This window comes from Pareuzebyella sediminis (genome assembly GCF_008367235.1).
In the GTDB taxonomy this organism is placed as follows: Bacteria; Bacteroidota; Bacteroidia; order Flavobacteriales; family Flavobacteriaceae; genus Pareuzebyella; species Pareuzebyella sediminis.
In genome coordinates this window covers 278,007-295,268 of the sequence record NZ_VTZS01000005.1, presented here as the reverse complement: position 1 = coordinate 295,268, position 17,262 = coordinate 278,007, and the positions used below count along the sequence as shown (strand labels likewise).

Genomic DNA, 17,262 nt, shown 5'->3' with positions numbered 1-17,262 from the left:
ATAAAATTTCTTATGATCGTAAAAGAGGTTATTGCCATTCTAGACGAATTTGCCCCTTTGGACTATGCCGAAGACTTTGACAATGTGGGTCTTTTGGTCGGGGATATGAATACAAATGTCTCGGGTGTCTTGGTTACACTTGACACTTTGGAAAATGTTGTCGACGAGGCCATCGAATGTGAGTGTAATCTAATAGTAAGTTTCCATCCCATCATTTTTGACGGGTTAAAGAAAATAACAGGAAGTACTTATGTGGAACGAGTTGTTGTCAAAGCGATTCAAAATAATATTTCTATCTATAGTATGCATACCGCGCTTGATAATGTTTCCCCAGGCGTAAATTCAAAAATCTGTGAGGTTCTTGGAATCTTGAATCCGAAAATATTAATTCCAAAAAAAGGAGTAGTAAAAAAGCTGACCACCTATGTGCCCAAGGCCGATGTAGACGTATTACGCAATGCACTATTCAATGCAGGCGCCGGAAATATCGGAAACTATAGTAAGTGCAGTTTTAGCTCCCATGGCATTGGAAGTTATAAAGCCAACGCTGACGCCCGTCCGGCAAAGGGTATAATTGGCAAAGTTCACTTCGAAGAAGAAACCCAAGTGAACGTTATTTTTTCAAAAGCGGACCAATCCAAAATAGTGACCGCCTTACTTGAAAATCATCCGTATGAAGAGGTGGCGTATGACATATACAGCCTTGACAAAACGCACCCCAATATCGGAATGGGTATGATCGGCACACTGAAAAGACCATTGGAAGGAGAAGACTTTCTTCTTGCCGTAAAACAAAAAATGAATGTTTCCGTCATTCGACATTCCAAGCTACTGAACAAAAAAGTAAGCAAAGTAGCAGTTTTGGGGGGTAGTGGCGCCTTTGCCATCGAGGCTGCCAAAGCTGCAGGAGCCGATATTCTGATCACGGCCGATGTTAAATATCATGAATTTTACAAAGCGGAAGGCAAAATGGTCATAGCCGATATCGGACACTTTGAAAGCGAGCAGTTTACAAAAAACCTTTTAGTTGATTATCTTACAAAAAAAATCCCTAATTTTGCAATCCGTTTATCAAAAAGTATAACAAATCCTATCAAGTATTTATAAAATATATGGCAAAAAAAGAAGACGTACCAGTAGAACAGAAATTAAGGGCATTGTACGATTTGCAATTGATTGATTCAAGGGTAGATGAGATACGTAATGTGCGAGGAGAATTGCCCTTGGAAGTGGAGGATTTGGAAGATGAAGTACTAGGTCTAAAAACCAGAATCGATAAATTAAAGACCGACGTAGAGACCATCAACTATGAAATTGGCGCTAAAAAGAATTTAATAGAAGAGGCAAAGGCCTTAATCAAAAAGTACACAGAACAACAAAAGAACGTTCGTAACAGTAGGGAGTTTAATTCGATCAGCAAAGAATTGGAATTTCAGGAGCTTGAAATACAGTTGGCCGATAAAAACATCAAGGAGTTCAAGGCACAAATCGAGCAAAAAAAAGAAGTTATCTCTGAAACCAAAGAACGGCTCAGTGAACGTGAAGCGCATTTAAAGCATAAGAAAAGTGAGTTAAATGCTATTTTGGCCGAGACCGAAAAAGAAGAAAAGGCTCTTTTAGACCAGTCTGAGAAATATCAAACCGAAATCGAAGAGCGTTTGGTCAAGGCCTATACGCGTATTAGAAATAATGTCAAAAATGGCTTGGCCGTTGTACCAATCGAAAGAGGTGCATCTGGAGGATCGTTCTTTACAATTCCGCCTCAAATTCAGGTGGAAATTGCATCGCGCAAGAAAATAATCACTGATGAGCATAGCGGTCGAATTTTAGTAGACCCGGTGTTAGCTGAGGAAGAGCAAGAAAAAATGGAAAAGCTTTTCGCGAAGCTCTAAGATAATACGAACTTAATTTTAAAGCCGCCCTTGAAAAGGAGCGGCTTTTTTAGTATATTATCTAAAAGATGCTATGAAAAGTTTACCTATGCTTTTTCTTTTGGTTTTTTGTCCGCTCTTTACGATAAAGGCACAGACTTGGGACGATTATCAATGGAAAAATAGAATTCTAATCCTTCGGGATCATTCGCTAGAAGCCAAAAAATTGAATGGACAACTAAAGGTGCTACAGTCTAATGAGAAAGCCTTAAAGGAAAGAGACTTACTATTGTTCCTCATTGTCAATGACGGTGTTTATAAGCCTGATGGTACAAAGAGCCCTTTAAGCCTTGAAGATTCCCAAAGCCGATGGAACTATCAAACCGATTTTACAGGTCTACTCCTCATAGGAAAAGACGGTGGGGTAAAGCTGAAGCGTGATTTTATCGTAAAGCCCGCAGAAATTTTTGAGTTGATCGATGGTATGCCTATGCGAAAAGCTGAAATGAGAAATTCGAAGAGCGACTAGAGCAGGCTCAGTATTTTCTCTTCCACTTCGGTACTGTTCCATTTATTCTCAATATCGGGCATCTGCATCACTTTACCCATAATTTCCTCTTGGGCATCACCTTCGGCCAATGCTTCGGCATAGGGCCGGTCGGAAAATGTCACACGGCTATAGACGGGCACCCACTTATCGGGGTATTTAGCGGCAAAATGACGTTCAATTTTCTTCTGCAGCAAAAACTTAGTATCGGCCGTTTTGCTGCTCATTTCGACAAAGTTTCTATAACTCAGTTCCGCAATGGCGTCGGCATTGGGTTTCCGTTCTTTTTGGTATTCGCTAAAAATCAATTCCCAATCATCGCCATACTTTCGCATGAACTGGTTGAGTACAAAAATATCTTCGAAACCGGCATTCATTCCCTGCCCATAAAACGGTACTACGGCATGGGCCGAATCTCCGACAAGGGCCACTTTGTCCCAATAGGTCCAAGGATAGCATTTCATTGTGACAAGGGCGCTTGTAGGATTTTTGAAAAAATCGACCAACAGGTCGTCAATGGTCTGCATCACGTTGGGAAAATAAGTGAGGAAAAATGCCTTCGCATCATCTTCAGTCTTAATCTTTTCAAAAGAAATATCCCCTTCAAAAGGCATGAAAAGGGTACATGTAAAGCTTCCATCAATATTGGGCATAGCGATTAACATGAACTTTCCACGGGGCCAAATATGAAACGAATTCTTATCTAGCTTATGCGAACCATCGGCGTTGGGAGGTATCGAAAGCTCTTTATATCCCACATCGATAAAATCTTGTGAATAATCGAATCGACTACGTCGCTGCATTTTGTGCCTTACCCTTGAAAACGCTCCATCACAACCGAAAATAATATCGTAATTATATTCTTTCCATTCTCCTTTTTCGGTTTCCCCCGTATATAATTTAGCGTCCGGAAGGCTGACATTCCATACTTTTTCTTCAAACCGAAAGATAACCCCTGCCTCTTCCGCTAAATCTATCATCTTCTTGTTCAGAATTCCCCTCGAAATAGACCAAATGGCCTCACCATCCTTACCGTACTTTTGAAAGTACATGGGTTTACCGATAACGTGCATGGCCCTTTTATCCAATGGAATCCCTATTTCTTTGATTTCTTCATCTATACCAACTTCCTTCAGCGCATTCCATCCCCTATTGCTCATCGCTAAATTTATCGAGCGTCCCGAAAAGGTAATATTTCTAATATCTGGCCTTCTGTCGAAAACGGTAACGGTATGGTTTAATTTTCTCAGATATATAGCCAGAAGTGAGCCAACGAGCCCAGAACCGATAATAGCAATGTTCTTCGGTTTTTGAATCATTATTTTTATTTGAAGCGATTTGTGTTGGCGTCAAAAATACGGTATTGAATTTAAACGATGCTAAAATTCAATACAGGGAGTACTAAGATTTTGAGGTTTCCCCTAAGTATAGTACTACTTTTTGATCCATTCGCCTAAAATTACATATTTGAAAAACTAGACAGCCACCTTACATAAGTCGTTAAATCCGTTGATACGAAAAGTCAATAGGGCAAAGACAGTAACAAACGTTGCGGTAAGAAATCGCTAACGCATTAAATTTTTAAGGGAAGGAAGCACCCCAATTCCCATATAAATTCGTAACATTAAAATGGACATAAATAAATGCCCATGGACATCATTTGGTTTCGTAATGACCTTAGAGTATCGGATAATCAAACGCTGAAAATTGCCTGTGAAAGGCAGAATATATTCGGGGTCTATTGCTTTGATCCCCGATTTTTTGAACGTAATGCATTCGGTTTTAAGCGAACTGAAAAGTTTCGTGCCAAATTCCTGATCGAAACTGTAAACGCCTTAAGGGCCAGCCTGAAACAACTCAACATCTCTTTATTGGTGTACCACGAAAAACCAGAAGAAATTCTTCCCCGCCTGGTTCGATTACATAAAAGTAAAACGATTTATCTTCAAAAAGAATGGACCAGGGACGAAAAGATAATATACAATACCGTTAAGAGTAAAGTCGGACCCCAGACTACATTTGAAGAAGTTTATGATCAATTTCTAGTCCACCCAGACGAAGTACCCTATGATACTGTCAATGCCATTCCGAACGTGTTCACGCAATTTCGCAAAAAAGTAGAAAGCGAAATGAATATACGGAGACCGGTGTCCAGGCCCGACCCCCTACCCTACAACAATCTCATCGCCAACGATACGCATATACCCAACTTGAAAGCACTAGGTCTTCAAGATTTCGGAACCGATGTAAGAACGGCCTTCCCCTTCAAGGGTGGAGAAAATGAAGCAAATCGGAGAATGCAGTACTATCTATGGGATTCGAAAAACCTATCTAAATATAAAAAGACCCGAAATGGACTCGTGGGGCCCGACTATAGCTCAAAATTATCGGCATGGTTGGCCAACGGTAGTCTCTCCGCCAGAACCTTATACTGGGAAGTAGCTCGCTATGAAAGGGAAATCGAAAAAAATGAAAGTACCTATTGGTTGATTTTTGAGCTATTATGGCGAGATTATTTCAAGTATATCGCCTTAAAATACGGCGACAAAATTTTCCGAATCGATGGAATCTTGAATCGAACTTATAATTGGAAGCGATCGGCAAAAATACAAGAGCAGTGGGTCACGGGTACGACCAAAAAACCTTTCGTCGATGCCAATATGAAAGAAATAGCCCGAACAGGTTGGATGAGCAATCGCGGTCGTCAAAATGTGGCTAGCTACTGGGCGAAGTCAATGCACCAGGATTGGCGTGTGGGAGCTGCTTATTTTGAGAGTATGCTTATCGATTACGACGTGCATAGCAATTGGTGCAATTGGATGTATACCAGCGGTGTAGGGAACGATCCGAGAGATCGCATTTTTAATATCGAGAGGCAGGCTAAAATTTATGATCCACAAGGTAGGTTTCAAAACCTGTGGTTACAAGAGCGTTTATTTTAAAAAAACAACCCAATACTATTGAAAACCTTACGTCTCATACTCGGTGACCAACTCAATCAAAAGCATTCCTGGTTCGAATCGGTAGACAAAAATATGGTCTATCTAATGGCAGAAATGCGTCAGGAAACCGATTATGTGAAGCATCACATTCAAAAGGTCACTGCTTTTTTCCAGGCGATGCGCAATTTTCACCAAGAGCTTTCCGAAAAGGGTCATTGTTTTATCTATTTAAAAATTAACGACCCTGAGAATCCGCAGAATCTTGACCAAATTTTACCAAAATACATCGATATAACAGAAGCGGCGAAATTCGAATACCAATTACCGGATGAATATCGGTTAGACCTTCAGATAAAAACCATTTGTTCCAATCTTTCGGTAGAGAGTAATGTCGTCGACACCGAACATTTTTTTACTTCACGATACGAACTCAAAAATTTTTTCTCGGGTAAAAAAACCTTGGTAATGGAAAGTTTCTACCGTATGATGCGCAAGAAACATGGTATTCTCATGATGAACGACCAACCTGAAGGGGGGCAGTGGAATTTTGACAAAAGCAATCGCAAAAAATGGAATGGTGAGCCAGAAATACCACATGAAAGAGGTTTTAGAAAAGACGTCTCGGCAATTCTTGACGAAATTGAAAAAGCCGGTATTCAAACTTTCGGTACTATCGAGGCTGAAAACCTAAGCTGGCCTACCTGCCGAGCAGACTGCTTATCGGCACTCAATTATTTTTGCAAACACTTACTCGTTCATTTCGGTGATTTTCAAGACGCCCTTCATACCGAGGAAAAATTTTTGTTCCATTCGAGACTTTCCTTTGCTATGAACAGCAAGATGATTTCACCCAAAGAGGTCATCGACAAGGTATTGGAGCACTACTATGCACATAGAGATGAAATTCATATCTCTCAAATAGAAGGGTTTACTCGACAGATATTGGGTTGGAGAGAGTATATGCGGGGAATGTATTGGAAAGAAATGCCCGAGTACGCAACCCTTAACGAATTGAAGAATGAGAACCCCCTACCCGACTTCTTCTGGACCGGCGAAACAAAAATGAATTGTTTGAAACATTCGATCGGCCAAAGTTTAGAAAACGCCTATGCCCATCATATTCAGCGACTCATGATAATCGGCAATTTTGCGCTACTTTGCCAAGTTGATCCCCAGCTAGTCGACGCTTGGTATCTTGGTGTCTATATAGATGCCATAGAATGGGTCGAATTAATGAATACTAGGGGTATGAGTCAATTCGCAGACGGTGGTTTGGTGGCTACCAAACCTTATGTGAGTAGTGCTAATTATATCAATAAAATGGGCAATTACTGTAGTGAATGCCATTATCAACACACCAAAAAAACTGGTAAAAAAGCATGCCCTTTTAACGCGCTCTACTGGAATTTTCTCGACGAGAAAAAAGAATTTTTCATCCATAACCAGCGCATGAATATGATGATGAGCCTTTTACAGAAAAAGAATACCGAAGAATTGAAGGCCTTAAAGAAAAGAGCAAAGGAAATCATATCAAATCCAAATCAATACTGATTGGGTTTTTTTGTTTTTAAAAAATCCAAAAAACCGAGCAATCCGTATATATTATAAATATTCCGCGAGAGCGTCCATATATATCCAAAAAGTCCTTCACAACTTACGTATTTTGTGAAGGACTTTTTATTTTTACTTATTCTTTAAAGACGACCAGCGCATTTCAAGATTATTCTAGAATTCCGTCGACGATACCGTATTCAACAGACTCTTCAGCGCTCATCCAATAGTCTCGGTCAAAATCCTTCATGACCTTTTCAAAAGTTTGACCACAATTCTCGGATAAAATTTTTGCTCCGAGTTCTTTTGTTTTGATAATCTCTTTCGCTTGAATTTCAATATTCGATGCTTGACCGCGCGCGCCTCCACTTGGCTGATGAATCATAACCTTGGCATGCGGCTGTATAAAGCGTCTTCCTTTTTTTCCTACAGATAACAAAATAGAGCCCATCGATGCTGCGAGACCAGAGCATATGGTCGAAACCGGGCTTTTTAATTGTTGTATGGTATCATAAATGGCGAACCCCGAGGTGACATAGCCTCCCGGACTATTGATGATCAATTGAATTTCTTTATTGTTCTGTAAATCGAGATACATCAATCGATCGATAACATGCTTTGCCGAATCGTCATCGACTTGCCCCCAGAGGAACACCTTTCTTTCCCCTAAAAGCTTTTCGTCTATTTCTTCTTGTACCTTTCCTTTTTTTGAACCCATTTTTTTTAGTTTTTCAAGCTTCAAAAGTAAGCAAATTATCTATATGGAAAGATACCAAGTTTTTCAAAGCCTAGCTAAAACCTGCTAAAAATTAGACCTACTTTAAAATGATATCAAAAAAGTAGGTATTGGACCATTTCGACTCAATAACCTCAACCGGTACTAGTGTAGCCGAAACCTTCACACCGGTCAAAAATGCATTCTCATTATCTATGGGACAAAGAATTCTTTTGAGAATCCTTGTTCTACTACTGGCATTAAGTAGCACTTTTTGATAGGCTAGAAGATGGGATTGCATGAGATCGTCCGCCTGTTTAGCTCTACTGAAATCGTCGGTTTTTCCTTTGACTTCCTTTTCACCGTGCTCCGCCTTGCACAAGTAGAGATGAAGTTGAAATTGAACGTTGTCTCGAATCTCTTTATCGGTAAAGCCCAACTTGACTTTAGCGACAATGTCCCTAGAAAAACTATGTGGTGATTTTTTTTCTTTTAGAAGTAGTTTAGCGTAGGTAATTTTTGCCATTCGATGGTAAATATCTATATAAAATCTTGTCCTCTTTTTAGAATTAATAGAAAGGACGAAGTCATTAAAGACTCCGCCCTCTCTGAAACAACAACCAACTAGGCTTTTATACGTATTCTACTCTCAACAATTTCCTTAATGGGTATTACTACTTTTCCATCTTGAGTTTTTAGAGTGATAGTAATATTGTCAATCGATTCAATTGTACCTTCCAAATTACTGATACTGATCTGATCGCCCATAGCGAATTTCTTCCGGGTGTAGAATGCTTTCAATACTGCGGAAATGACCTCTTTAGAGCCTAGTCCGAAACCTATGGAAAAAGCCAGCAAAAAAGCGCCCAGAATTATTGTAACATTATTGGTAATGATGGTTGTATCAACACCGGCCTGATTAAGTGCGGTAATTGTGACGAAAATCGTAATCAGATAAAAAACGATATTGCTTATTATTTTGGCCCCGCTCAGTTCAAAAGATTCAAATATTCCTTTAACCGCTTTTCTAATAAAGGTTGCGATATAAATGCCAATCATAAAAAGGGCAAGTGCGCTGAACAATTTGGGCAAATACCGTAATAGATTACCTATTTCTGATGAAATAATGGTCCATTTCATAATGTCAGCGGCAACAACCAAAAAAACAAGGTAAAGCAGCCATTTTAAAAAACCGAGAATCACCTTTGAAACTTCAATTTTTAAATCGTTGTCACCGAACAACCGAGCTTCGTTCAATTTTTCGGTCAGGGTATCGATTTTGATAACGGTAAGGAGCTTTCTAAAACCAAATAGCACCAATTTAGTAATAAGCCAACCCACTAATAAAATGGCCAAAGCACCGATTAATTTGGGTAGGGCTTCACCTACATTCCTCCCCATTGTATTTAGGGAGTCTAAGGTCAAGTTTTTCCATTCGTTAATTGTTTCCATGATATATAATATTGATTAGTGTTAGTAAGCTAAATTAAACGTATTCAATTGTATTTGTTCTTATTATTTGTTTTCAAAAGTCCTTGTACTGCAGAAGGGTAATTGTCGGTAACCAAAAAGGCAAGGTCCATTAATAATTTGGCCATCGCAACGTCGTCCATGACCTTCTGTCTCAATTCCGGGGGAACGGTTCGTAATGAATTTTCAAGCTCCCTAAAAGGATTTTTCTTTTGTTCGGACATTTATCTTGATTTATTGTAGGCTTCTACTAACCTGTTTTTTGCTCTCTTCAATCTCATTTTAACGGCACTTTCGCTGATTTCCAACAATACCATCAGTTCTTTTATCGGTACCTCATCTTGGTATTTGAGAAGAAGTAACGATTTGTCTTCAGGTGATATATGACATAACGCCTTTTTTAAATGTTCGACCCTAAACTGAAGAAAGGTCTCGTCAGGCACGTCGATCAAATAGCCGTTCTGCTCTTCATCTAAGCTTTTGGCCCTGTCTGAAATTTTGCGCTCCTTATTTCTATTCACATGGTTAGTACAGAAATTGTATGTAAAAGAATAGAGCCATGTCTTGAATTTTGATTTGCCTTTGAAGGTTCGCAACTTTACGAAAAGCATTAGAAAAACATCTTGGGTAAGGTCTTTTGCCTCGGCTTCGGATCGGGAGAAGGAATAACATTTATTGTAAACTATCTTGTCGTACCGATCATATAATTTTCCAAAAAGAAGCGGATCATTCGTTTTTACAATATTTTCTACAAGCTCTTCGTCGGAAAGACTCGTTAGTGGGGATTCGTCGTTCAAAGTAATATGGCTATTAGGTCATTCATTTAGTTTAGACACCATTTTTTTTAATAAGTCACTTTATGATATGGCTTTGTATAAAAAATATGCGTTACCTTACAGTTTGAATATCTTTGTAAAAAATTATCCCTATGAAAATTTATTCCATCTTGACAATGATCATGGTTGTCGTCGTCTTTTCCTGCAAGACCGAAGAAAAAAAGGAAACTAAGGCAGCGCAAACCGAAGTTCCTGAAAAAGAGTTATCTATTGTAGAAAAATTGGCCTATGCCAGTGGTTACGAAAATTGGAATCATATCAAAAAGCTAAAATTTACTTTCAATGTAAACGAACGCCCTGGGCGTACATGGATCTGGTTTCCTAAAAAAAATGAGGTAATTGCGATCAGCGACAATGATACTTTGACCTATAATCGAAACGATATGGATAGTACGGCGTATGCTATGAACGGCAAATTCATCAATGATAAATATTGGTTGATGGCTCCAATCAATATTTTATGGGACGAGCAGAGCACCACAACGGAACATACCACTAATGTCGAGGCCCCGATCAGCAAAAAGTCCATGCAAAAACTCACAGTCACCTATAATCAACAAGATGGGTATACCCCAGGTGATGCCTATGACTTTTATTTTGACGATGATTTTATGGTCAAGGAATGGGTCTTTCGGAGAGGAAACCAACCTGAACCTTCCATGATCACAACTTGGGAAGACTACACCGATATCGGAGGTTTAAAATTATCGCAAATGCATAAAAATGGTGATGGTAGTTTCAAGCTCTTTTTTACCGATCTTGAGGTAGAAACGAACTAGTTTTACCTATTAGCTTTCTTTCTATAAAGACCGTAGCTTGCCAGCATAATTAGTAAGGTACCACATAAAAGCACAATAAAACAACTTTTTAGGGAAGACGAATCTGCAATAAATCCTAAAATCGGAGGAGCAATCAAAAAACCTGAATACCCCGTTCCTGCTATAAAGGAAACGCCTTGCGACGAATCGATTCCTTTCACATTTCCACCGATTCTGAAAATTTCGGGCACCATAACCGAAAAACCCAGACCTGCAAGGGCAAAACCCACAATGGCCCAGTAGATGTCGGTGGTCAGTACCAAAAGATAACCCATGAGGGCCAAAACTGATCCTATACCAACGATTTTAACCGATCCAACCCTAGCGCTTATACCGTCACCCAAGAATCGGCCCAAGGTCATCATTGCTTGAAAACCAAGAAAGCCTGCACCCCACAACGCTTCTGGGGCCAAACTGATTTCCTTAAGGTAGAGTCCGCTCCAATCGATGATAGCACCCTCGCTTCCCATGGAGACAAAAGAAATCAAACCTAATAGAAGTAAAGGCTTAAATAGCTTTATACTAAAAGGTTCCTTCTCTACGGGATCTGCAATAATCTGTCTATACCTTCCCTGAAAAAAGAGATTGACCGAGAACACCAAGGCCACCGCGATACCCATATGTAGCAGTGGATTATTTAAAGGGCCGATCATAAAGCTACCCAAACCGGCCAACACCCCACCTAGACTGAAAAAGCCGTGCGAAGCGGACATAAACTTAGTGTTATCCTTTTTTTCAAGCTCCGTGACCAATGTATTCATTGAGATATCCGTGAATCCCATTACAGCACCAAAAATATATAAAGCGCCCATGAGGGTATAATAATTGGGGGCCAAAAACGGCAGCATTGCGACAAGGCAGCATAAAATCAAGCCTAGCCATGTGGCCTTACCTACCCCCATTCGGTTAATAAGGGTCGAGGCAATGGGGAAGACCGTAAAAACACCTAGCGAAAGAAAAAATATGGCTATTCCCAACTGCGATTTATCGATTCCCAAACTTTCTTTGATTATGGGAATATAAATGGCCCATGTTCCAAAAAGAATGTTGAGACTGGCAAAAACCCAAGCCGGGCCGAAGTATCGGGAATTGGTAAGAATAAGTCTAAGGGAACTCATCAACACCTGTTTTATCCATTGTAAGGGCCAAAGTAAATCTATTTCTCGAAATAAGCGAGTACCATACAAAGCTTAAAAACCTGGTTCATATTTTTTTGAATTTTCTACGCAGTGAAAACTCTATAAAATTTGAATATAACCCTTCGAATATCAATACATTAAAACATGAAGAGACTTTAACTAGGCCTATTTGATTTTTAAAACCGATGCGGTTAGTGACCATTATAAGTGTTAAGGTCGAAGAGTTCCTAATTATGTAAGATTTTTTTTCATATTTTGTAGCTTTTAACCAATAGTAGCTATATCGATTATTGTAACCACCTTCTGCAACCCTTTCGTATCGAACTTATTTGAATCAGCAATTCATACCTATGAGATTTAGATTGACAGGTACAGCTTTACTCACAGTTTTACTCCTTTTATTTATTGTAATTAATATCGTACTATGGACACAGGTTTTTAATCGTATAAATACCTATTCCGAAAATATTTACGAGCTGGAAACCCTGCGGGCCACCACAAGACTGAAAGATGCAGAAAATAGGATCAACAAACTCTATGATACGAGTAAAAAGGATGTACTGTTCCTAAAAGACCTGATTGAATTTGACCTGAACCAGGAGAAGAGCTTAGCGCAAACTAAACAGAGAATTTTGAAGTTTGTACAACGTAACAAAGAATATTTTCAAGCGCGGTTCATCGACACCCTGGGAATGGAAACCCTGAAAATCGAGAAAATCCAAACAAAAGCAGAAATCAAAGATGAAGAAAATCTGCAAAGTAAGGAAGATAGATACTACTTTAAAGAATCCCTTGAATTAAAAAATGGTCAGGTTTTCGTCTCCGAGTTAAATCTTAATATAGAAAAAGGGAAAATTGAGAAGCCCTACAGACCCACAGTACGCTTTTTTACCCCAGTTTTTGTGAAGGAGAGAAAAATCGGAATCGTTGGGCTCAATCTTAATATCAAAAACTGGTTTCAGGTCTTTGAGGGCAAGAACCTTGGGATATTGAATTCCGAAAACGAAATTTATCTCAATTCAAATGGCATTTTATACGGTAAAAGTACTTTAGATCTTACCGAAACCGATGCACAGGGCCATCCACTCTATTTTTCAAAAAAAATAAGTTTGGAAGGTAATCGTTTTTGGACTCTTTTCACTCGGGCAAACGACAGCGAAATCAACACGAAAGTCCAAAATTTCAAAGTGGAAATGTATGTCAGTGGAGCCGTTCTTACAGTAGGGCTTCTCTTTACGCTCCTAATTTCAGGCATACTCTATAAAAGAAAGAGAAAAATTAAACGATTGAATCAATCCATAGCTAATCGACTTCACGAAAGGGATACATTGATCAGGGAATTACACCATCGGGTCAAAAACAACCTTCAGGTCGTCTCCAGTCTTTTAAGTCTGCAATCAAGTTTTGTAACAGATAAGCAATCAAAGGCCATGCTTCGGTACAGTCAATACCGGATCAATTCTATGGGCATGGTACACCAAATGCTGTATAGTGGCGATAACCTCAACAAAATCGATTTTGAAGCGTATATCGAAGAGCTGGCAAATGCCCTTATTCTATCAATGAAGGGAAGAAATAGCGGTATAGAATTGGAACTAGGTATCAAAGATGTGGTATTGAACATCGACACCGCTATTCCCCTAGGTCTCATCATCAACGAGATTATTACCAATTCACTGAAATATGGGTTTCCAAATACTCCCGGAACAATCACCATAAAAATAGATCAAACCGATTCTGTCTGGTATAGACTGGAAATTGGAGACAATGGTGTGGGGATGCCCGATACCATCAATTTCAGGAATACCAAATCATTAGGTCTTAAATTAATTCATAAACTCTCCCTTCAACTCAGGGGTACTGTAGGAAAAGATAATTCAAAAAAAGGAACAAATTTCATTATTACTTTTCAAGAAATTGAACAAACATTATAACCATGTCATTAAAAATAATAGTAGTCGAAGATAATTTTATCATACAAATGTTTTTGGAAGAGGTAGCCCAAAACATGGGCCATGAAGTTTTAGTCAGCACCGACAATGGGGAAGATCTCTTAGGACTGCTTGATACTATGGTATCGGATGTTATCCTTCTTGATATTGGCATTACCGGGAAACATTCCGGAATTGAAATCGCTGAAATACTCAATGTGAAATACAAGGTGCCATTTGTTTTTGTAACCGGAAATTCGGATCATTCTACAATAAAGCGGGCAAAAGATTCCTCTCCCCTTCACATTATTCACAAGCCTATAGACGAAGAGCAACTTGAAGAAGAATTGGAGACGATTGAGCACAAATTAAGTGCCTCCAAACATCTCGAGAAACATAGGTAAGTCTATTCGGTTCGCACGCCTTGCTTTAAAATTTGCCCGAAACGGTACATATCTTCGAAAGAGCAATAAAAAGGGGCAGGGGCCAGTCTGATCACATTGGGCTCACGCCAATCGACAATGACTCCGTTTTTCATTAAAAAATCGAAAAGTGGTCTACCCTGTCCATGAAGAAATACGGACAGTTGGCACCCTCTTGCATTCGGGGTGATAATCTCAAAAGTACTTTCGGTTTCCTTATCGATTTCATTGAGAATAAATTCCAAATACCCCGTCAGGGCCTTTCGTTTTTTGATAAGAACGTCCATACCGACTTCATCGAATAAGGTCAAGGATGCTAAATAAGGAGCTAGAGAAAGTATGGGGGGATTGCTAAGTTGCCAAGCATCTGCGCTGGGCATTGGTTCGAACTCGGGTTTCATCAAAAAGCGTGTTTCTTTGCTCGTACCCCACCATCCCTCGAATCGGGCGATTTCCTTGTTGTTCAAATGTCTTTCATGCACAAAAGCGCCCGAAGCATTTCCAGGGCCGCTGTTCATATACTTATAACTACACCAAGCGGCAAAATCAACATTCCAATCATGAAGCTCAAGATCCACGTTTCCTACGGCATGTGCCAAATCCCAGCCTACCAGCGCACCAGCATCTTTTGCGGCCTTTGTGATGGCTTCCATATCAAAAACTTGACCGTTGTAATAATTAACACCTCCCATAAGCACCAGGGCAAGTTCATTTCCCAACGCTTCAATTTCACGAATGACATCTTCGGTATGCCAATGGTGTTCGCCCTCACGCTTTTTGACCTCTATCAAGGCCTCCTTCGGATCATAACCGTGATATCTTATCTGGCTTTTGAGCATATATTGATCAGAGGGGAAGGCTTTTTCCTCACACAGAATTTTAAAACGAGGTGCTGTGGGCCGATAGAAGCTCACCATAAGCAAATGAAGATTGACCGTCAAGGTATTCATTACGACTACTTCATGTTGCTTTGCCCCGACGACCTTCGCCAATGGACCGGCCAAGCGTTCATGGTAATCCCACCAAGGCTTTTCCGCATAAAAATGTCCTTCTACCCCCATTTTCGCCCAATCCGCCATCACCTCGTCAATATAGTCCTTGGCGCGCTTGGGCTGCAGGCCTAAAGAATTACCGGTAAAATAAATAACAGGTTGACCATCGACTTCCGGGAAATGAAACTCCTTCCGATAACTTCGAAGTGGATCCTTATTATCCATTGTTCTGGCAAACTGAAGTGTATTTTCAAATTTCATAGTATCCATTTCTTCAAAAATACAACATCAAGAGAATATCCTAAGGTAATTATATATCCTTCGGTTCGACCAAGCGCATCTCAATAAGATGTTTTTTAAAACCGGCTTTTTCATAGGCCTTGATAGCCATCAAATTATCTTCGTAGACCGTCAACCTCACTTCGCTCAGACCCCTTGACGTCGCCCATTCATAAAGATTTTTTACAATTTTTTTATTGATTCCCCTTCCCCTAAATTCGGGTTTGGTATACATAAACCCTAAATAGGCGAACTGCTTATGGTTCAAATAAGACCGTGCTTCCTTGATCAAAGCAAAGCCTGAGGCAATCGGGGAATTTTTATGAACGGCAACGACGACCGCTGCGTCGTTACTTTGAATAAGTTTCCTTAAATCATAATAATGAATTTCCCCTTGCCGGATCGTGGGGTCGAGAGGTCTTTCCTGCTTGATGATTTCTTTTTCAAAACCTAACAAGGCCTCAAGATCGTCTATGGTGGCATTTCTGATGATGATGTCGTTCATTCTTTTTGATTTTAGGCCGCTCTCTTGATGCTCTAAAGTACCATATATTTGTAAATAAAAAATCATGCATTTTTTATCAGAAGTACTTGAAGAATATATTCGACAGCATTCAGAAGAAGAGCCTGAAATACTTCAAGATCTCACTCGGGAAACGCACTTGAAAGTAGTTCGGCCACGAATGTTGACCGGGCATTTTCAGGGTAGGGTGTTGAGCCAATTGTCCAAAATTATCCGGCCCAAGCATATTCTGGAAATCGGGACCTATACCGGCTACTCGGCTATCTGTTTGGCAGAAGGCCTTCGAGAAAATGGCCAATTACACACTATTGACGTTAACGAGGAACTCGCCGATATACAGCAAAAGTACTTTAAAAAGAGTGGTTACGGTCATCAAATTGTACCACACATCGGCGATGCCAAACAAATTATTCCCAAACTAGAACCTTCCTTCGATCTAGTTTTTATCGATGCGGAAAAAAAAGAATACGACGATTATTTTGAACTCGTCATGGAAAAAACCAGATCGGGCAGCGTTATTCTCTCCGATAATGTACTGTGGTCTGGAAAAGTCGTAGAACCATTGGATAAAAAAGATAAGGTTACGCCCTTGTTACTTGACTACAACGAAAAATTAAGGGATGACCCTCGCGTAGAAACGGTGCTACTTCCGATCAGGGATGGCTTAACCTTAAGTAGGGTGCTATAAGCCTTACATAAAGCATATAGAAAAATAGGGCTGAAAGTATTCCGACAGTGGTTCCCACCAATATATCTATGGGAAAATGTACGCCTACAAAAATACGACTCATGGCAAATAAAATAGGCCACACATAAAAAATCCAACTCCAAGAAAACCGGTTTTTTAGGAAAAGTACCACTAGGGTAGTTACCGAAAACGAACTTGCCGAATGCCCAGAAAAGAAACTATAGGTGGTAGGCGTTTTCAAAATGCGTATCAACGTAGTGATATCAGTATTGTTATTGGGGCGAAGTCTTGCCACGGTCTCCTTGGTAAGATCGGTCACCGTGGTTACAAAAAAAATCATGGCCACCAATGTCAAAATCACAAAAATGGCTTCTTTCTTGGGGTATTTAATAAAGATGAGGACAAAAAAGATTATAAATAAAGGAGTCCAAGTATAAAAATCAGTAATGGTGGTCCAAAAAATATCGTATTCTTCAATTCCAAGATTGTTCAAATAAACAAAGGTATCGCTATCCCATTCCAATATTTTTTTGAGCAT

The 17,262-nt window shown here is 39.7% G+C and carries 19 protein-coding genes; 9 read left to right on the top strand and 10 right to left on the bottom strand.

Going from position 1 to position 17,262, the window contains the following annotated elements; translation table 11 throughout:
* Positions 1-12: 12 nt before the first annotated feature.
* From F2B13_RS17490 to F2B13_RS17480, 3 genes are all read left to right on the top strand, one after another.
* Entirely contained in the window at positions 13-1,107 is a 1,095-nt protein-coding gene (locus F2B13_RS17490) for a Nif3-like dinuclear metal center hexameric protein (RefSeq protein WP_149304764.1), read from the top strand.
* Positions 1,108-1,112: 5 nt separating this feature from the next.
* Positions 1,113-1,892, top strand: coding sequence for a zinc ribbon domain-containing protein (locus F2B13_RS17485; RefSeq protein ID WP_149277405.1), 780 nt, complete (start codon positions 1,113-1,115; stop codon positions 1,890-1,892).
* A 73-nt stretch (positions 1,893-1,965) separates the two neighbouring features.
* Positions 1,966-2,400, top strand: a complete 435-nt coding sequence (locus tag F2B13_RS17480; protein WP_149304763.1) for a DUF4174 domain-containing protein — start codon at positions 1,966-1,968, stop codon at positions 2,398-2,400.
* Here F2B13_RS17480 and F2B13_RS17475 read toward each other — a convergent pair.
* A complete protein-coding gene (locus F2B13_RS17475) occupies positions 2,397-3,737 on the bottom strand; it encodes an FAD-dependent oxidoreductase (protein WP_149304762.1) in 1,341 nt (446 codons plus the stop codon). The two genes, F2B13_RS17480 and F2B13_RS17475, sit on opposite strands and share 4 nt — an antisense overlap.
* Before the next feature lie 330 nt (positions 3,738-4,067).
* On the opposite strand from F2B13_RS17475, the gene F2B13_RS17470 reads away from it, so the two are divergent.
* Together F2B13_RS17470 and F2B13_RS17465 are read left to right on the top strand one after the other, a co-directional pair.
* Positions 4,068-5,360 (top strand): DASH family cryptochrome, encoded by a 1,293-nt coding sequence (locus F2B13_RS17470; protein ID WP_317132015.1) that lies wholly within the window; start codon positions 4,068-4,070, stop codon positions 5,358-5,360.
* Between the two features lie 18 nt (positions 5,361-5,378).
* Positions 5,379-6,911: a cryptochrome/photolyase family protein gene (locus tag F2B13_RS17465; RefSeq protein WP_149277401.1), complete on the top strand. Its 1,533-nt coding sequence runs from the start codon at positions 5,379-5,381 to the stop codon at positions 6,909-6,911.
* Positions 6,912-7,080: 169 nt separating this feature from the next.
* Here the strand turns inward: F2B13_RS17465 and F2B13_RS17460 are convergent, their stop codons facing one another.
* From F2B13_RS17460 to F2B13_RS17440, 5 genes are all read right to left on the bottom strand, one after another.
* Positions 7,081-7,629 carry a ClpP family protease gene (locus tag F2B13_RS17460; RefSeq protein ID WP_149277400.1) on the bottom strand — a complete coding sequence of 183 codons (549 nt, stop codon included), beginning with the start codon at positions 7,627-7,629 and terminating at the stop codon, positions 7,081-7,083.
* Between the two features lie 97 nt (positions 7,630-7,726).
* The gene (locus tag F2B13_RS17455; protein ID WP_149277399.1) at positions 7,727-8,152 is read right to left on the bottom strand and encodes a hypothetical protein; all 426 of its coding nucleotides are present in this window, start codon (positions 8,150-8,152) and stop codon (positions 7,727-7,729) included.
* A gap of 98 nt (positions 8,153-8,250) precedes the next feature.
* Positions 8,251-9,078, bottom strand: a complete 828-nt coding sequence (locus F2B13_RS17450; protein WP_149304760.1) for a mechanosensitive ion channel family protein — start codon at positions 9,076-9,078, stop codon at positions 8,251-8,253.
* 44 nt (positions 9,079-9,122) lie between these two features.
* Entirely contained in the window at positions 9,123-9,320 is a 198-nt protein-coding gene (locus tag F2B13_RS17445) for a hypothetical protein (RefSeq protein WP_149277397.1), read from the bottom strand.
* Positions 9,321-9,893 carry an RNA polymerase sigma factor gene (locus tag F2B13_RS17440; RefSeq protein ID WP_149304759.1) on the bottom strand — a complete coding sequence of 191 codons (573 nt, stop codon included), beginning with the start codon at positions 9,891-9,893 and terminating at the stop codon, positions 9,321-9,323.
* A 131-nt stretch (positions 9,894-10,024) separates the two neighbouring features.
* Between F2B13_RS17440 and F2B13_RS17435 the strand changes: the two genes are divergently transcribed.
* Positions 10,025-10,711 (top strand): hypothetical protein, encoded by a 687-nt coding sequence (locus F2B13_RS17435; protein ID WP_149304758.1) that lies wholly within the window; start codon positions 10,025-10,027, stop codon positions 10,709-10,711.
* A 2-nt stretch (positions 10,712-10,713) separates the two neighbouring features.
* On the opposite strand, the gene F2B13_RS17430 is transcribed toward F2B13_RS17435, so the two are convergent.
* Complete coding sequence (locus F2B13_RS17430) at positions 10,714-11,868, bottom strand: MFS transporter (protein WP_149304757.1); 1,155 nt, start codon at positions 11,866-11,868, stop codon at positions 10,714-10,716.
* A 371-nt stretch (positions 11,869-12,239) separates the two neighbouring features.
* On the opposite strand from F2B13_RS17430, the gene F2B13_RS17425 reads away from it, so the two are divergent.
* Complete coding sequence (locus F2B13_RS17425; protein WP_149304756.1) at positions 12,240-13,823, top strand: sensor histidine kinase; 1,584 nt, start codon at positions 12,240-12,242, stop codon at positions 13,821-13,823.
* A gap of 2 nt (positions 13,824-13,825) precedes the next feature.
* Positions 13,826-14,224, top strand: a complete 399-nt coding sequence (locus F2B13_RS17420) for a response regulator (RefSeq protein ID WP_149304755.1) — start codon at positions 13,826-13,828, stop codon at positions 14,222-14,224.
* A 2-nt stretch (positions 14,225-14,226) separates the two neighbouring features.
* Here the strand turns inward: F2B13_RS17420 and kynU are convergent, their stop codons facing one another.
* Positions 14,227-15,495: a kynureninase gene (kynU, locus tag F2B13_RS17415; protein WP_149304754.1), complete on the bottom strand. Its 1,269-nt coding sequence runs from the start codon at positions 15,493-15,495 to the stop codon at positions 14,227-14,229.
* A gap of 49 nt (positions 15,496-15,544) precedes the next feature.
* Positions 15,545-16,084, bottom strand: coding sequence for a GNAT family N-acetyltransferase (locus F2B13_RS17410; protein WP_317132014.1), 540 nt, complete (start codon positions 16,082-16,084; stop codon positions 15,545-15,547).
* Here F2B13_RS17410 and F2B13_RS17405 point away from each other — a divergent pair.
* Positions 16,083-16,724: an O-methyltransferase gene (locus F2B13_RS17405; protein WP_149277389.1), complete on the top strand. Its 642-nt coding sequence runs from the start codon at positions 16,083-16,085 to the stop codon at positions 16,722-16,724. The two genes, F2B13_RS17410 and F2B13_RS17405, sit on opposite strands and share 2 nt — an antisense overlap.
* Here the strand turns inward: F2B13_RS17405 and F2B13_RS17400 are convergent.
* Complete coding sequence (locus tag F2B13_RS17400; RefSeq protein ID WP_149277388.1) at positions 16,690-17,262, bottom strand: phosphatase PAP2 family protein; 573 nt, start codon at positions 17,260-17,262, stop codon at positions 16,690-16,692. The genes F2B13_RS17405 and F2B13_RS17400 overlap by 35 nt on opposite strands.

Bases quoted from the DNA above. Each gene is read 5' to 3' on its own strand.
- kynU (WP_149304754.1), bottom strand. From the start codon at position 15,495: ATGAAATTTGAAAATACACTTCAGTTTGCCAGAACAATGGATAATAAG.
- F2B13_RS17470 (WP_317132015.1), top strand. From the start codon at position 4,068: ATGGACATCATTTGGTTTCGTAATGACCTTAGAGTATCGGATAATCAA.
- F2B13_RS17480 (WP_149304763.1), top strand. From the start codon at position 1,966: ATGAAAAGTTTACCTATGCTTTTTCTTTTGGTTTTTTGTCCGCTCTTT.
- F2B13_RS17420 (WP_149304755.1), top strand. From the start codon at position 13,826: ATGTCATTAAAAATAATAGTAGTCGAAGATAATTTTATCATACAAATG.
- F2B13_RS17405 (WP_149277389.1), top strand. From the start codon at position 16,083: ATGCATTTTTTATCAGAAGTACTTGAAGAATATATTCGACAGCATTCA.
- F2B13_RS17455 (WP_149277399.1), bottom strand. From the start codon at position 8,152: ATGGCAAAAATTACCTACGCTAAACTACTTCTAAAAGAAAAAAAATCA.
- F2B13_RS17400 (WP_149277388.1), bottom strand. From the start codon at position 17,262: ATGCTCAAAAAAATATTGGAATGGGATAGCGATACCTTTGTTTATTTG.
- F2B13_RS17485 (WP_149277405.1), top strand. From the start codon at position 1,113: ATGGCAAAAAAAGAAGACGTACCAGTAGAACAGAAATTAAGGGCATTG.
- F2B13_RS17430 (WP_149304757.1), bottom strand. From the start codon at position 11,868: ATGAGTTCCCTTAGACTTATTCTTACCAATTCCCGATACTTCGGCCCG.
- F2B13_RS17475 (WP_149304762.1), bottom strand. From the start codon at position 3,737: ATGATTCAAAAACCGAAGAACATTGCTATTATCGGTTCTGGGCTCGTT.
- F2B13_RS17445 (WP_149277397.1), bottom strand. From the start codon at position 9,320: ATGTCCGAACAAAAGAAAAATCCTTTTAGGGAGCTTGAAAATTCATTA.
- F2B13_RS17425 (WP_149304756.1), top strand. From the start codon at position 12,240: ATGAGATTTAGATTGACAGGTACAGCTTTACTCACAGTTTTACTCCTT.
- F2B13_RS17450 (WP_149304760.1), bottom strand. From the start codon at position 9,078: ATGGAAACAATTAACGAATGGAAAAACTTGACCTTAGACTCCCTAAAT.
- F2B13_RS17410 (WP_317132014.1), bottom strand. From the start codon at position 16,084: ATGATTTTTTATTTACAAATATATGGTACTTTAGAGCATCAAGAGAGC.
- F2B13_RS17435 (WP_149304758.1), top strand. From the start codon at position 10,025: ATGAAAATTTATTCCATCTTGACAATGATCATGGTTGTCGTCGTCTTT.
- F2B13_RS17460 (WP_149277400.1), bottom strand. From the start codon at position 7,629: ATGGGTTCAAAAAAAGGAAAGGTACAAGAAGAAATAGACGAAAAGCTT.
- F2B13_RS17490 (WP_149304764.1), top strand. From the start codon at position 13: ATGATCGTAAAAGAGGTTATTGCCATTCTAGACGAATTTGCCCCTTTG.